Origin of the sequence: Actinomyces massiliensis 4401292, assembly GCF_000269805.1 — a bacterium.
Classification (GTDB): Bacteria; Actinomycetota; Actinomycetes; order Actinomycetales; family Actinomycetaceae; genus Actinomyces; species Actinomyces massiliensis.
Genome location: NZ_JH711483.1, coordinates 116,987 through 130,654, shown reverse-complemented (window position 1 = coordinate 130,654; position 13,668 = coordinate 116,987). Strand labels below are relative to the sequence as shown.

The 13,668-nt window shown below is 67.7% G+C and carries 13 protein-coding genes; 5 read left to right on the top strand and 8 right to left on the bottom strand.

Annotation, left to right across the window (positions count from 1 at the left end; all coding sequences use genetic code 11):
• Positions 1–24 precede the first annotated feature (24 nt).
• From W5W_RS15850 to W5W_RS0112275, 6 genes are all read right to left on the bottom strand, one after another.
• The gene (locus W5W_RS15850; RefSeq protein WP_017195602.1) at positions 25–1,311 is read right to left on the bottom strand and encodes a relaxase/mobilization nuclease domain-containing protein; all 1,287 of its coding nucleotides are present in this window, start codon (positions 1,309–1,311) and stop codon (positions 25–27) included.
• Entirely contained in the window at positions 1,308–1,898 is a 591-nt protein-coding gene (locus W5W_RS0112295; RefSeq protein WP_009212769.1) for a hypothetical protein, read from the bottom strand. Before W5W_RS0112295 ends, W5W_RS15850 begins: the two co-directional genes overlap by 4 nt.
• On the bottom strand, positions 1,895–3,307 hold the full coding sequence (locus tag W5W_RS0112290) for a Rep family protein (protein WP_225792350.1): 1,413 nt from the start codon (positions 3,305–3,307) through the stop codon (positions 1,895–1,897). Before W5W_RS0112290 ends, W5W_RS0112295 begins: the two co-directional genes overlap by 4 nt.
• Positions 3,308–3,658: 351 nt before the next feature.
• Complete coding sequence (locus tag W5W_RS0112285) at positions 3,659–3,907, bottom strand: hypothetical protein (protein ID WP_003780556.1); 249 nt, start codon at positions 3,905–3,907, stop codon at positions 3,659–3,661.
• Positions 3,907–4,119, bottom strand: a complete 213-nt coding sequence (locus tag W5W_RS0112280; protein WP_017195601.1) for a hypothetical protein — start codon at positions 4,117–4,119, stop codon at positions 3,907–3,909. The genes W5W_RS0112285 and W5W_RS0112280 overlap by 1 nt, the downstream gene beginning before the upstream one ends.
• Before the next feature lie 181 nt (positions 4,120–4,300).
• Positions 4,301–5,737, bottom strand: coding sequence for a recombinase family protein (locus tag W5W_RS0112275; RefSeq protein ID WP_009744093.1), 1,437 nt, complete (start codon positions 5,735–5,737; stop codon positions 4,301–4,303).
• A 14-nt stretch (positions 5,738–5,751) separates the two neighbouring features.
• Between W5W_RS0112275 and W5W_RS16225 the strand changes: the two genes are divergently transcribed.
• Positions 5,752–5,898, top strand: a complete 147-nt coding sequence (locus W5W_RS16225) for a hypothetical protein (protein WP_154650351.1) — start codon at positions 5,752–5,754, stop codon at positions 5,896–5,898.
• A gap of 196 nt (positions 5,899–6,094) precedes the next feature.
• Here W5W_RS16225 and W5W_RS0112270 read toward each other — a convergent pair whose 3' ends face one another.
• A complete protein-coding gene (locus tag W5W_RS0112270) occupies positions 6,095–7,363 on the bottom strand; it encodes a glycosyltransferase (RefSeq protein ID WP_017195600.1) in 1,269 nt (422 codons plus the stop codon).
• A 157-nt stretch (positions 7,364–7,520) separates the two neighbouring features.
• On the opposite strand from W5W_RS0112270, the gene W5W_RS0112265 reads away from it, so the two are divergent.
• The 3 genes from W5W_RS0112265 (at position 7,521) to W5W_RS0112255 (ending at position 11,029) form a co-directional block, all read left to right on the top strand.
• The gene (locus tag W5W_RS0112265; protein ID WP_008731398.1) at positions 7,521–8,735 is read left to right on the top strand and encodes a hypothetical protein; all 1,215 of its coding nucleotides are present in this window, start codon (positions 7,521–7,523) and stop codon (positions 8,733–8,735) included.
• Positions 8,736–8,849: 114 nt separating this feature from the next.
• Positions 8,850–10,223, top strand: a complete 1,374-nt coding sequence (locus tag W5W_RS0112260) for a hypothetical protein (RefSeq protein ID WP_154650350.1) — start codon at positions 8,850–8,852, stop codon at positions 10,221–10,223.
• 50 nt (positions 10,224–10,273) lie between these two features.
• Positions 10,274–11,029 (top strand): uridine kinase family protein, encoded by a 756-nt coding sequence (locus W5W_RS0112255; RefSeq protein ID WP_017195598.1) that lies wholly within the window; start codon positions 10,274–10,276, stop codon positions 11,027–11,029.
• Between the two features lie 70 nt (positions 11,030–11,099).
• On the opposite strand, the gene W5W_RS0112250 is transcribed toward W5W_RS0112255, so the two are convergent.
• Positions 11,100–12,332 (bottom strand): hypothetical protein, encoded by a 1,233-nt coding sequence (locus tag W5W_RS0112250; protein ID WP_154650349.1) that lies wholly within the window; start codon positions 12,330–12,332, stop codon positions 11,100–11,102.
• Between the two features lie 524 nt (positions 12,333–12,856).
• Here W5W_RS0112250 and W5W_RS15000 point away from each other — a divergent pair.
• Positions 12,857–13,594 carry a transposase family protein gene (locus W5W_RS15000; RefSeq protein WP_017195596.1) on the top strand — a complete coding sequence of 246 codons (738 nt, stop codon included), beginning with the start codon at positions 12,857–12,859 and terminating at the stop codon, positions 13,592–13,594.
• Positions 13,595–13,668 lie beyond the last annotated feature (74 nt).

The window sequence follows — 13,668 nt, the reverse complement described above, 5'->3', positions numbered from 1 at the left end:
GCTGTGACCTGCGCCTTCAGACCCTCAATCGCCGAGGCCGTAGCCGCGCGATTCTTCTGCGCCTCCGCGACTAAGCTCCGCGACGCGGCGTTCAAGCTCTCGCCGTTGAGACTCTGCGCGAACTCGCCGAGCGTGCTCGCGATCTCGTTCTGCCTGCTCTCGATACTCGCGATCCTCGCGGACACGTCGCTGGAGGGCGAGGAGGTCGACGCCGGGGCCGTGATCCGCTCCAGCCGCCTCGTCGTCTCCTCGTCCATGACCTTCACGAACCCCGCGAGCTTCTTCTGCTGTTCGGTCAGCGTGGCGATCCTCGTGTTCTGCGCCTCGACGGCGGCGAGGATCGAGGTCAACAGCTCCATCGTCTCCGGACTGCCGAGCTGCTGCTGCGACTGCTCGGGCTCGTTCTGCTGCTTCAGCCTGTCGAGCGCTGCGCTCATGTTCCTTCTCCTTCTGCTGCTGGTGGTAGTCGAAGAACGCCTGCGCGCCCTCCGGGGTGAAGTCCGCCGAGAGGGCGCTCGCGCGCTTGCGGCGCTCGGCGCGGCCGGACTCGCCGCGGCGATCCTCGATGTAGAGCGTCCAGGTCTCTTGCCCGGCGCGCTTGCCCTTCTTGCTGACGGGGCTGTGCAACCGCATCCGCGGCACCCGCTCCCCGTCATCGCCGAGCCGCTGGTTCTGCTCCTCGATCACCGAGACCAGACCGGCCTTGTCCACCGCCCGGGGATCGGCCAGCGCCGCGCTCATCCGGTCGCCCATCTCGCGGTCGAGCGATCCCTCGGCGAAGTCCTCGCGGCGCAGCTCCCAGTCCTTCGGTGCGTGCTCCAGCCGCTTCACGACCGAGAGCCCGTGTTCTCGCATCAGCTGGTCGTTCGCCGACTGGACGCCCCGCTGATTCCCGGCCTTGCGGTCGTGGAACGTGCGATAGTCCGAGAGCGCCTTCCCCGTCCGGTTGTTGTGGTTGATGACCAAGATGTGGTTGTGCGGCTTCTTGCCCCGCCCATCCACATGACTGACTACGAGGCAGTCGGAATCCGGGTGCATCTTCTTCGCGAGCTGATAACCGAGATCGTTCACCCGCTGCACGTCCTCCGGACTCTTCGGGTCGAACTCCTCGTCGCTGAACGACTGGCGGTAATGCACCGCCTCGACCTCGCGCGTCGTGTTCTGCGTGAGCGACCGAGCGCGCGCCGAGAACGCGCCGGGGCCTCCCGGCACATCGCACGTGATCGCGATGCCCCGCTCGTCCTCCTTGCCACGGATATAGCGCTCCGTGTCGGCGGCGCTGGCGCTCGGGCTGTAGTGCGTGGTGCTCATGAGGCCGCCCGATCCCCGAGCAGGGCGCGGACCTCGCGCAGCAACTCGATCAGCTCGGGCACCTCCGCCGACAGCGCCACTGACTCACCAGCCCGCGCCCGGCGGTCGAGGTCGTTGACGTTGATCGCCAGCGGGCGAATCTGCGCGGCCAGCTCGCGAGCATCCGCCGACGCCTGCACCCGCGCCTCGACCCCGAGCAGGTGCGCGGCCACGGCGGCGTCCAACTCCTCGCTCCGAGAGGCGTGGAGGGCATCCCGGACGACGGTCCGCACCCACGTGCTCGGAGCCAGCCCGAGCCGCTTCGCACGAGTGCGAAGCGCCGCGAGCGTCTCCTCTCCGAAGTCGGTATCGAGCTTCGCGCGGCCCCCACGACGACGCTTCGCGCCGCCGTGACTCTGACGCACAGCCTCCGCATCAGCCCGACCGGTGTTCACCTGGGAGTCGGTCTGCTGCTCCACCTGTACGCCAGAGTGGCAAGCAGTAGCCGTGTCGGACATTTCGCTGGCGCTCATGTCCTCCCCGGCTGCTTGCGAGGGGCCTCCGGCCCCCTCGACCCCCTGGAAGAGCGCATCGCGTTCGGTGCTCATGCGGCACCTCCGATCAGCGCCAGCGGCACGTCAGGGCTCCGCACCGCGAGCCCGCCCAGCAGCTCAGCAACCGCGCCCTCAGCGTCATGTTCCGCCGAGGTCTCCGGACCGTAGGTCAGTTCCCGCGACCCGACGTTCTGGTGATACGCGTTGCCGTACATGCCGGGCGTGTGTGCGGCGGTCGGGATGCTGCACTGGTGCCACTCGTAGGGCTCGATCTTCCCAATGTGCTGCACGAGGTAACGATTGATGTCGTCGGCACGATAGACCTTCACGACCGAGGCCAAGCGGCGGATGAACTGGTCCAACGCCTCGTCCACGTTGCCCTTCTGGCGGGCGTAGTAGAAGAACTCGACAGGCTCGATCGTCGCCGTGATGACGATAAGGCGCGGGGCCACCTCGCCCTTGTTCTTGTACCGAGCCTTCGCAGGCGAGGCGTTGTACGGATCAAGCAGCAGCAGCCAGTCGTTCGCATCCATCGCCGAGGCCCGCAGATCGTCCAGCAGCAGCACCTCCTCGCCTCGCCAGTCATCAAGCGGGTTCCCCGTCGCGGCCCGGTAGACCTGCCACCGCTCGCCGTGCGCGTTCGCCGCGTTGATCGCCTCGGTGATGAAGTCCGTGGCGAACCGGGTCTTGCCGATCCCGGCATCCCCATGGACGAACACCACGTGCGTCGAGAACTCACCGGCGCGGAGCTTCGCCGCCGCCCGGTATGCGCGGCGCTGGCCGTAGGCCGACAGCGCGTCGTCGATCTCCCGCTGATGCCGCGAGTAGATGTCGAACAGCTCGTCCGTGAGCATGATCTGATCCCGCGTGAACTCGCCCTGGAGCACGCGCTCGCGCATGTCCTCGAAGTTCTCGGCGACGACCTTCTTCTTCACGTGCGCGCGCCCCTTGAGCCAGGTCTCCCGACGCTGGGCGTCGATCCCGAGGTAGTCAGGCCCACGCACCGTAGCGACCTCCGAAGGCGCGTATTGGTGCTTGTCCGCGTACTTCACGTGCGTCAGATACGACAGCATGTTGTCGTAGGCGTACCGCCCGCGGCCCGGCTTCTCGACGTACTGGGGCTCGACGCCGATGCCGAACGCGAGCCGATCCAGCGGTGCGCTCTTCGCACGGCTGGCGAACTTGATGACCGCGTGCAGGTGATCGGGCTTCGGCTCGATCACCAGAGCCTTCTCCGTGTCGCTCCAGACCTCGCGCTCGTCCTTGTCATGCACGATGCCGTAGGCCTCGACGACCTCGCAGCCGGTGGCCTCGAGCCGCTGCACCACGTAGGCGAGGATCGCTTCGGCTCCCTGCTGGAGCAGCGCGGCCCCGTTCGGGTCCTCGGCAGCCCAGGTCCAGTACGACGGATCGAGGTACTGCGTGAGCCCGATGCTCGTCGGGTTGTTCTCCTGCTTAGCCACGGCGACCACCCCCGCCGCGGACAGCGCGGAGGGCCTCAGAGAGAGTGCGGCGCCTAAATGACCCCCTATTGACCCCCAAATGAGACCCAAAATGATCCCACGAGGCCACGCGACGGAGCGCGGGCGGAACCGACCGCTGACCAGGCACGTTGTTGCAGGACGCGGCAATCGACAAGCCCTTGCCGCGCCCGTAGGAACGAATGAGGCTCCCGAAACTCTTAGAGTGCGAAGCACGGCTGCGGACCGTCATCACGACGACGGGCAGCCCGCCTTCGGCGGGTGCCAGGCCAGGCCCTCCGGGCGGGGTCAGGTCGGCGGGAGCGGTGCTGAGGTTGCGTGCGTCGGCGCGCATCAGCGACCACCGCCCCGGCCGTAGCGCTTGATGACAGCCTGGTGCGTGACGCCGAGGGCGTCGCCGATCTTCGCCCAGGTCACCCCATCGGCGCGGGCGTCGGCGACGGCGATCTCGACGGACTCCTCCAGCACGGAGCGGAGCACGCCGAGGTCGTAGAGACGTGCCTCGGACTCGGCGAGGGAGGGGTCGCCCTGTCGCCAGCGGAAGCCGTTCACGTGGTCGAAGGCGGCGGAGTTGGCGCTCATCAGTGACCACCGCCCATCACGGCGGCGACCGCGGCGCGCTGTCGCGGGGTCAGGGGCGTGCGAGCCAGGCGTTCACCGGCCAGACGACCAGCAGCACGAGCGGCGGCGATGACGGGATCGAGGCCGTCTGCCTGCAGAGAAGGAGTGGAGCCCTGATCGAGGCCAGGGCGGTCGAGCGCGGATGCGCGGGGAACGTCGATAACGACAGACATCGGAAGTCCTCAGACATGAGTATCTTCCGGTTCCCCGCCACGGTAATTGGGCTGTTTGACCGGCTACTCATCCGGGAGCAGAACCCCGCGCTTCTAAGTCGCGGCCCCGGTGGGATCTTCTTGTCTGCAACCATTCTCCCACGAGTCGACTCACCATTGCAATGACGAGTCGACTCATGAGTCAGTCGCGACGCGGCTCTATCCGAATCAGGTCGGGGTCGAATTTCACGTGACCGGGCGTGATGGGCTCGATGGTCACCGTCACCAGCTCGTCCACGAGCATCCGGCGGCGGTCCACGTCCAACACCTTCCACTTCGCCTCGACCACCTCGCGGCGCTCCGCGGTGCCGACCGGCTCCTCGACGTCCGCGAGCAGCTTCGCCGCCGCCGACACCGAACGGTCGAGCAGCTCCGCGTCGATCTCGTCGATGCGGGCCTTCACGTCGTTGATCGCTGCCGTTATCTCCAGGACCGGCTGATGGATGTCGCGCAGCAGCGGGCTCAGCTCCTTCACCCGATCGACCAGGGCGTTCCGCTCCGTCAGCAGCTCCTCGCGATCCGGCCCATCGTCCTCCTGTGGCATCACGAGGTCGTGCACGTCCACCGAGGACAGACGCGTGAGCACCGCCTCGGTGACCATCGCATCGACGGGCTCGCGCTGGCGGGTGAGATGGAACTGCTCGCCGCAGCGGTACGTCGGCTGCTTGCGGCTGTTCGTCCCCGAGACGAGCGTCGCGCCGCACTTCCCGCACAGCCCGATCGTGGACAGGAGATACTTCGGCTGGTTCCCCTGCCTCGCCGACCTCCGCACGTTGTCCTCCAGCTTCGCCACCGCGGCCCGCCACGTCTGCTCGCCGACGATGGGCGGGAACGCCTCGCCCTGAACCGGGTACAGCTCGCCCGACGCGTAGTGCTTGATGTAGCCACAGTAAAGCGGGTTCGCGAGCAGGTAGCGCACAGCATCGACGGAGAACTCCGACCCACGCGCGGTGAAGTGACCGGCGCTGTTCAGGTCCTCGCGGATTCGCCGGATCGACAGGGACGGCTCGCCGAGGAACGCATCGAAGGCCCGCCGTACGGCGGCGGCCTCCTCCTCGATCAACTCGCCGTCCCTCGTCCAGCCGAACGCCTTCCAGGCGGACGTGGGGATGCCCTCGGCGCGTCGGCGCTCGTTCGACCTGATTTGTCGCTCGGCCTTGCGTCGTGCCTCGAACCGGGCGAGAGCGGCGAGCATCGTCGCCCGGAACTCCCCGTCCGCCGTCGAGAGGTCGATCTCGCCGTCAACGGTGACGACACGCAGGCCGAGATCGATCAGTGTGTTCAGGTCCTTCGTGCTACGCAGGAGCCGGTCCATGTCCACGGCGACCACCATCGAGAACTTGCCCGCACGGGCGTCCTCCAGCATCTCGGCCCACCGAGTGCCAGCACGGCGCTTCTTCGTCGCGGACACCGCGTTGTCGTCGTAGACCTCGACGACCTTCCAGTCCTTGGCCTCGGCCAGCGCCCTGATCTTTCTCAGCTGGGTCTCGACGGTCCATCGGTCGCCCTTGCGGTCCATCGAGGCGCGGACGTACGCCGCAACCTCGTTCGTCTTCCTCAGCGATACCAGTTCGACCATGCAACCAAGCTTACGTGAACGGGTGTTGCAACCGCTACATGCGCTACCGCTTGTCGATGACGCCGGTGCCGACCTCGATGCGCGACGTCCGGGCGCCCGCTACCGCGAGCAGCGGCACGGGCGAGGCCGCCTGGCGGGCGACGTGGTGGACGCGTCAGTAGGCGCCGTTGATGCCGATCTCGTCCGCCCCGACCGCGCGACCGCGATCTCGACGGCCTCCTTGAGCGCCCGGCCGGCGTCGGGATCGCCGGGGCCGCGACCGTGTCCGTAGTGACCGAAGCCGAGGAATCCGAATCCTTCATGCAGTCGTCAACTATCCGACTCACGGGCTCGTTCCGGACCTCCACACGATGAGCGTCACCCGAATCCCGCCGCTCCCCCTCGGCCCAGCACCCGGTTGATGCGATCGATGGCGGCGGTGCAGCCATCCTCGTCCGCCATCGCCTCTCCCAGCGCTCCAGCGGCGTCGGCCAGGTCGTCGATGACGCGCAGGCGCTCAGCAAGGGCCTCCCCGGTCACGCGCTTGAGCGGACGCGGCGCCACCCCCAGCTCGCGGAGACGGCCGGCCCAGAAGGGCTGATCGCCGAAGAAGGGGCGGATGATCTGCGGAGTCCCCGCATGGAGCGCGGCGCCCACGGTTCCCACTCCGCCGTGGTGAACGACGGCCGCGGCCCTCGGCAGGAGCCCATCCAAAGGAGCCTCCTCGATGGCGAGGACGTCATCACCCCCCGACGCGTTCAACCCCGCCCATCCGGCCAGGAGGATCCCCCTGCGCCCCGCACGGCGCAGGCCGTCCACCACCTCTCGGGCGAGCCGCGCCGGGTCGCCGTGCATCATGCTTCCGAAGCCGACGACCACGGGTGGCGGCCCGGCGGCCAGGAAGCGCTCGACGTCCGCCGGAAGAGTCCCGGTCGCACGCGACCGCCAGAACCCGAGGGGGCCCTGGGAGGGGCGCCACTCGGGCGGCGCCGCCAGCAGACGGGGGCTCCAGGCGCTGAGAATCCCCCGCGAGGCGATGATCCTGGAGAAGGGGATCGGGCGCGTCGTGAGACCGAGACGCGTCGACCGCCACTGAGCCACCATCCTTCGCCATGGCGCCTCGGACGCCCCGACCAGCGACCAGGAGGCGCGGCGCAGGGACCGCGGCGTCCCGGCCGGGGCGAACGGAACCTGGAAGTCGCTCGTCGGCGGCCCGGTGGGGATGAGTTGAGCGGGCAGCCCGGGGGTTCCGAGTCTCTCCGCGATGCTCGCTCCGCCCAGGGCCTTCTGGGTGAAGACGACGACGTCGGCCCGACCGGCCTCCTTGTTCGCGAGCTCAGCGAGATCGTCCAGCCACCGCCGCATCAGCGGCCGTATGCGACCCAGCGAGAGCGCGGCCCGGACCGGCCCCGCCCCCACGAGGTCGTCCTGGAGATCGAGGATGCTGTCGTCCAGGCCGACGAACTCGACGCCGAAGCGCGTGGCCAGGTCGCCGAAGCGCCTCGGCGCGGCGACGACGGGGCCGGCCCCGGACTCGGCGAGGGCGCGGGCCAGCGCCAGGAACGGCTGAACGTCACCGCGGCTCCCAGTGGTGATGAACAGTGGTCTGCTGCCGACGATCGGCGAGGACGAGTCGGTCGTACCCATTGGCCCGCTCTCTCTCACCGTTGAAGCCTAGCGGCTCGACCGGCCCGCCCGTCCTCGGCCGGCGGGCCGACGCGAAAGCACCGGCGCCCCTGCACGACTGCCCGCCCCACTGCTACGGTTTCCGGTATCAGCGCCCCCGTCGACGGAGGATGAGACGATGCGGCTCAGCACGAAGCAAGTCCTGTGGTGCGGGATCACCGCGCTTCTCCTGAGCGCGATGAGCATCGCCTTGATCGTCATCCCCCTGGAGGTCTTCGATAACGGCCTCCCCATGTGGGCACCGACCGCGTCGATGGCCCTCGCACCGCTGCCCCTGGTGATCGGCGCCCTCGGACTGGCATGCCAGCGCGACCTGCTGCCACCGAGCCATACGTCATGGGCCGCCGCCATCTCAACGCTATCGCTGATTCTCGGTGCCATTGCGCAGGTCTCGTGGACGGCGGCGTTCACCGCCGCCGACGTCGGCGATCCCATCCCGGTCTCCGGGCGTCTCTACGTACCGCTGGGCCTTGCGGCCTGGGGACTGGGAGCCGCGGCGATCGCGATCGTTCTCGACGGCGTCATCGCGGAACGGCTGCGCCCGAGGCCGCGCATGATCATCGGAATCGGGACGGGCGCGTTCCTAGCGCCCGTGGGCGGACTGGCCCTGACGATGTCCTTGTTCACGATCGCCGGAGCCTCCATCGTGCTCATGGTCCTCGCATTTTCCCGCGGGCGGGGAGTCCAGCCCGTGACCGAACCATCCGAATCGACCGATCCGCCGCAGACGCCGGTTCAGTCACGGGCGACCGCCGCCCCGTCTCCCGCGAGGACTCTCACGAGAACCCGATGGGTGCGGCCGCTCGGCGCCTGCGCCGCCCTTCTCGGACTGGTGGGGCTGGTGGGAATCGGCTGCGCGGCCGTGCGCGCGGTGCTTCCGTCGTCGATGGCGCCCGATCTCATGGTCGCAGGCGTCCAGGTCGGACTATTCGCCATCCTCCCCCTGCTCGCCGCGATCGGTCTGCGGTTCTCGGACCATTCGCCGTATGCCCCGATCCACACCTGGGGTCCGATCGCGCTGGCGAGTCTGTCGGTGGTGGCGATGGCGATCGCGGAACTCCTGGACTCACCCGATCTCGACTGGATCGCCCTGGCCATGGTCGTCTCGGCCGCTTGCGGCGGCACCGCGATCGGCTGGACCATCATCCGCAGAGCGCGCATGTCCGCAGTGCGACGCGCCATTCTGGCAGTCGCCGCGGGACTGCTCTACACGCAGCTGCTGGCACTGGGAATTCCCTCCCTGACAACCCATGCCGCGCCCGCCATCCCCCTCGTCGGCGGGCTCATCCTCGCGTGCCAGCGCCCCCGCACGACATCCGCGCAGAGGGCATGACCTGCACCGGGCTCCGCGTCCCGCCCTCGGCACAGGCGGGAATCCTCGTTACGCTTGAACTCCAGGACCATCATCGCGTACTTCCAGCACAGTGAGCCCGGAATGAGCTACTTCATGTCTCCTCAGTATCCTCGCCCCGGCCCCAGCGACGACAGCGCCGGCAGCCCCGCCACCGATAGCAGCAGCAACGGGGACGCGACGAGCGCCTCCCCCGCCTATCGCATGGGGATGAGGCTCGGCAGGAAGACGGCAATGGGATGCAGCATCACCTCGCTTCTCCTGCTCGCCCTGACCCCCGTGTCCCTCGCCGTCTTCCTGGCCGGCACGTCACTCGTGCAAGCCGACGCCGATGATCACCTCCTCCGCTGGGTGACAGGCGCATCCGCCTCCCTCAGCGCCGCCTTCCTGGCCATCGGGCTTCTCAGCCTCGCCCGCGAGCGCGGCTGGCTGGCCCCACGGCACGCTCTTGCCGCCGCAATCACCTCCGTCATATCCGGCGTCATCGGGGCCGTCGCGAATATCGCCATGACGTTCAGCTACGACGCCAAGAACCTCGGCGCCCCCGAGCCGCTGCTCGGTCACCTCGACATGACACTCAATCGTGCCTCCTGGGTCGTGCTCGCCGCCGCCGTGGCGATCGCCGTCAGCGGTCTGACCGTCAGCAGGCGGCTGGACCCGGGACTGCGCGCCGTCGCCGGGATCGCAGTGGGCGCGCTGCTGGCACCGGCAGTCTGGATCGCCTTCTCATTCCTCTGGATGTACGCCATGGCCGCTCCGGTGGTGCTCCTGGTCGTCTCGACCGCTGATAAGAAGCCGGCACGGCCACCGGCCGCGGCAGCGCCGTGGGCCGCAGCACCGCGGGTCGCGGCAGCGCCGCGGGCCGTGACGACCAGGAGGATCATGAGGGACCTGCCGCAGATGGACCTGCCCCGATGGAGAGTCCGGTCGATACGGCTCCTCGGCGCCTGCGCCACGGCGCTCGGAGCAGTGGCGGCCGCGTGCGTCATCATGAGGATCATTGGGATTTCCGCCGTCGCCCCACGGGAGGTGCTCCTGACGCTCGGAGTTCCGGTCGGCCTCATCGCCTTCATCCCCCTGCTGATGGCGCTCGGCCTGTGGGTGTCCGGGCGCTTCTCCCGCCCCGCGGTGCACGTCTGGGGACCGGTCGCGCTGGGGAGCGCCTCCGCTATCGGACTCGCGGTTCTGTACCGTCTGGAGGCATCGGGCACGGGTGCCGTCTCGACGTTCCCGGCCCATGCGGCGGTGGCGTCGTGCTGCGGGGCGGCTCTCATCTGGGTGGTACTCGCCTGGTTCTCCCTCAACCTGGCGTCACGGATCGTCGGAGGCATCGGCCTGGGGCTGATCTGCATGGTCCTGGCCGCGACGATGTTCCGGGACGCCATCTCCGTCCCCCCGGTCCTCGGTCTCGTCATCATCTCCATGTCGCCCGGGCTCCTCTCCCCCGAGAGGCCCCGACCGGCGGCGTGAGCGCCCGCCGGACCGACCCGCATCCGCGGTTGAGTTAGTAGCATCGACCCATGTGCTCCAACGACGCGACGCAGCCCCGCTCGGGCGTCCCGGCCATCACACGGCGCGCTCTGCCGGTTCAGGATCGGGCGGCCCTCCAGCCGGAGGAGCCGCCGGTCCCCGACTGGTACGCCAGCGATGAGCGCGCATTCGCCGACCATGTCCTGGCCGTCCTCAACCGAGTGATCCAACCCGCCGGTCGTCCGGGAATCATCGCGGTGGACGGGCGCAGCGGCTCCGGCAAGACCACCGTCACCTCACGACTGACCTCCGTCGTCCCCGACGCGCAGGTGCTGCACATCGACGACCTCGACTGGAACGAGCCCCTGTTCCAGTGGGATCACCTGCTCGTCGCCGCACTCACCGAGCTGCGCCGGAACGGATCCCTCGATCTCAGGCCCCCGGCATGGCAGCGCCACGGACGCGAGGGTTCCATCACCATCACCGCGGGCGCACCGCTCGTGATCGTGGAGGGCACGGGCTCGGGGATGCGCGCGGTGGCCGACCTCGTCGATATCCACATCTGGATGCAGACCGACGACGAGGTCGCCGAGCGGCGCGGCATCGCGCGGGACATCGACGAGGGCACGAACGGCGACGAGCAGGAGTCCGTGGAGTTCTGGCACTGGTGGGCGCGCAGCGAGCGCCCGTTCTTCGCCGCCGATCGACCGTGGGAGCGCGCCCGCTTCATCGTCTCCGGTCAGGCCCTGCCCGGGCTGGCGGATGATGAGATCGCCTGGGCGGAGGGGCCGTTGGCCCGGTCCTGAGCCGATGGCGCCCCGCGAGGCTCCGCCGATCCGCTCCCGATCCCCTCCGCGCCAGTCCCCGTCGGACCCGTCAGCCCCGGTGCCCGTACATGAGAATGCGGGAATCCGCGGTCAGGATGAGGACGGGATTGCTATCGACTGATCCTCGGGGCTCCCCCGAGTTCTCCTCCCAGTGCATCTCTCCCGGAGTATCCAGGTCCCACAGCCTTCTTCCGCTATCAATGCTCCTAGCGGTCACCCGCCCATCGGAGTCGCGGGTCATGACGGCACCGCCTCTCGCCTCCCACTCGTCGTCCCCAATATCCGCACTCCACACGATCTTATGACGATCCTCGCCCTCACCATTCTTCCGAACGGAGACCATGCCGCCCCCGGAGACCATGACCCAGTATTCATCACTCTTCTCCGAGAGCCCTCCCATCGTCGTCCCCGCCACGGCGCCCTCGCCCACTTCGATTCCGTCCGTGAAGGCGTTCTCCACACGAGAACCGCGCAGATCGACGACGTCATAGGTCCACATCGACCCCTCACGCCATTCCCCGAACTCGCCGTCCGGAGTGACGCACCATCGAGTGCGCCCCCCATTTCTCCAGAGGACCGGCCTCGCTTCGTCCGCGGGCGGAGACGTCGGCACCTTCTCCGCCGGAAGCGGGACCACGCTGAAGACTGTTCGATGAGGAGGAGGGTAGGACACGTCCACCTGACTCCACTCCGACCCGCACGCCTCGTCGCCCGACAGCAGCGGGCCGCTCTCGCCAGTCCTCTCCCGAAGATCGCCGAAGCGCTGGTCGACGATCTCCCCGGTGTCCACCGCCGACAGGACCATCCACCCGTCAACAACCACCGCGGCCAGCAGATCGTGGTCGCCCACACCGGTGTGGGGGTCCACATCCTTGAAGCTCGTCCCGGAGGCCTCGGCGCACGGAGTCGGGGGCGGCGACCACGGCAGGATCACGACGCGATCCCTCTCATCGATCCACATCACCTGGTAGTCCTGGGACCGGCCGTCCACCGGTGGCAGGAGATACGTGATGCGCTCCTCCTGATTCTTGCTCACCCGGTAGTCATCGGACGGAAGCGCCGTCAGCACGGTCGTAGTCCCATCGCTCTCCGAGATGCCCACGAGCTCTCCACCCGTCGAGCACCGGAGCTCCGGACCGTACGGCACACAACGCGGTCGGGAGTCGGTCAACCGCGCGTCCCACCGCACCTCGGCCGTCGCAGCATCCAGGGCGACGATCACGGATGACGCCCCGTCGCTTAAACCGACGTAGATCACCGATGACCGGGGATTACGAAGCATTCTCCTCCCGTCTTGGTCAGATAGGGAAATGACCTGCATCCCCTCCCCATAATCCGAGGCGTTGATGTCGAACAGGAGGCTCGGCTCATTGGCGAAAGGGCTCGGCCTGGGCGTGAAGGAGGTGAAGAAAAAGTAAGCCCCGATCACCGGAATAAAGCAGACAACACATATAATAGCCACCCAAAAAATTACCGGACGCCACACTCCATCGCGACTCTCAGTCATTTTTACCGCCTCACCCCTCGCACGCCATTGCGATAGAGGTAGCCCCATAAAACATGGCGATGCTACCTACCGAAAAAACGAGGGGTCAAGGACAGCGCTCCCCATGGACATGCATGAAGAGGGCCAAGAAGACCTAGAGGCTTATTCATAGGGGTGTTTAGGGTGTTTTGTTGGTAATAGCGTGTCGCTAAGCAGGGTGGCGGCTTGCTCTTGAGAGAATCTTTGGTGCTTAAGCCAATCCAACCAAGAAGCAAACCGCCATGACGAATAGTATCACGAGAATCCCTCGGTGTGAGGTTATGGGCCTGTGCGAGACCATTCACGCCTCCGGTCCCCTGCCTGTGTTCGGGGCGAGGGTGCTGGGGCTGTTCCTGTGCGTGCGCCTGACCCTGACCTACCTGCGGCACAACCTGCCCCAGGAGCTGCTCGCCGAGCTCTACGGCGTCTGGCAGGCCACCGTCTCCCGCGTCATCAGCACCTACACGCCCCTGATCGCCGCATGCCTGAACGGCAGTGTTCCAACGGTGGAGGACCTGGACCCCACGGCCCAGCTGATCATCGACGGCACCCTGCTTCAGCGCTGGTCCTGGAAGGACCACCCCGAGCTGTACTCCGGTAAGCACAAGACCACGGGGCTGAACGTCCAGGTGGCCTGCACCCTGTCAGGAACCCTGGCCTGGATCTCCGACCCCCAGGACGGATGCACGCACGACACCCAGGCCCTGCGCCGCAGCGGCCTGCTCGACGTCCCCGCCACCGACCTCCCGGAAGGGGCGTCACCACCCAGGCACATTGGCGACAAGGGGTACATCGGACTGGGCATGATCACCCCGAAAAGAAAACCCGCAAAACTTCCCCACCACCCAGACGACAAGGCCTACAACCGGGCCGTCAACCAGATCCGCTACAAGATCGAACGAGTCATCGCCAACATCAAGACCTGGAGAGTCCTGCACACCGGCTACAGAAGACCACCGGAAACCTTCCCGGAAACCATCACCGCAGTCCTCGGACTCATATTCACCTACACCCTATGAATAAGCCTCCTAAGGCCCGGGGCGCCGCGAGCGCCTCGGAGGCAAATGTAATGTCGGACAATCTCGGGAAGCCC

Excerpts from the sequence above, each read along its gene's own strand:
- W5W_RS0112250 (WP_154650349.1), bottom strand. The coding sequence starts at position 12,332 with ATGCTTCGTAATCCCCGGTCATCGGTGATCTACGTCGGTTTAAGCGAC.
- W5W_RS0112270 (WP_017195600.1), bottom strand. The coding sequence starts at position 7,363 with ATGGGTACGACCGACTCGTCCTCGCCGATCGTCGGCAGCAGACCACTG.
- W5W_RS0112285 (WP_003780556.1), bottom strand. The coding sequence starts at position 3,907 with ATGAGCGCCAACTCCGCCGCCTTCGACCACGTGAACGGCTTCCGCTGG.
- W5W_RS0112265 (WP_008731398.1), top strand. The coding sequence starts at position 7,521 with ATGCGGCTCAGCACGAAGCAAGTCCTGTGGTGCGGGATCACCGCGCTT.
- W5W_RS0112280 (WP_017195601.1), bottom strand. The coding sequence starts at position 4,119 with ATGTCTGTCGTTATCGACGTTCCCCGCGCATCCGCGCTCGACCGCCCT.
- W5W_RS0112275 (WP_009744093.1), bottom strand. The coding sequence starts at position 5,737 with ATGGTCGAACTGGTATCGCTGAGGAAGACGAACGAGGTTGCGGCGTAC.
- W5W_RS0112260 (WP_154650350.1), top strand. The coding sequence starts at position 8,850 with ATGTCTCCTCAGTATCCTCGCCCCGGCCCCAGCGACGACAGCGCCGGC.
- W5W_RS15850 (WP_017195602.1), bottom strand. The coding sequence starts at position 1,311 with ATGAGCACCACGCACTACAGCCCGAGCGCCAGCGCCGCCGACACGGAG.
- W5W_RS0112255 (WP_017195598.1), top strand. The coding sequence starts at position 10,274 with ATGTGCTCCAACGACGCGACGCAGCCCCGCTCGGGCGTCCCGGCCATC.
- W5W_RS15000 (WP_017195596.1), top strand. The coding sequence starts at position 12,857 with ATGGGCCTGTGCGAGACCATTCACGCCTCCGGTCCCCTGCCTGTGTTC.
- W5W_RS0112295 (WP_009212769.1), bottom strand. The coding sequence starts at position 1,898 with ATGAGCACCGAACGCGATGCGCTCTTCCAGGGGGTCGAGGGGGCCGGA.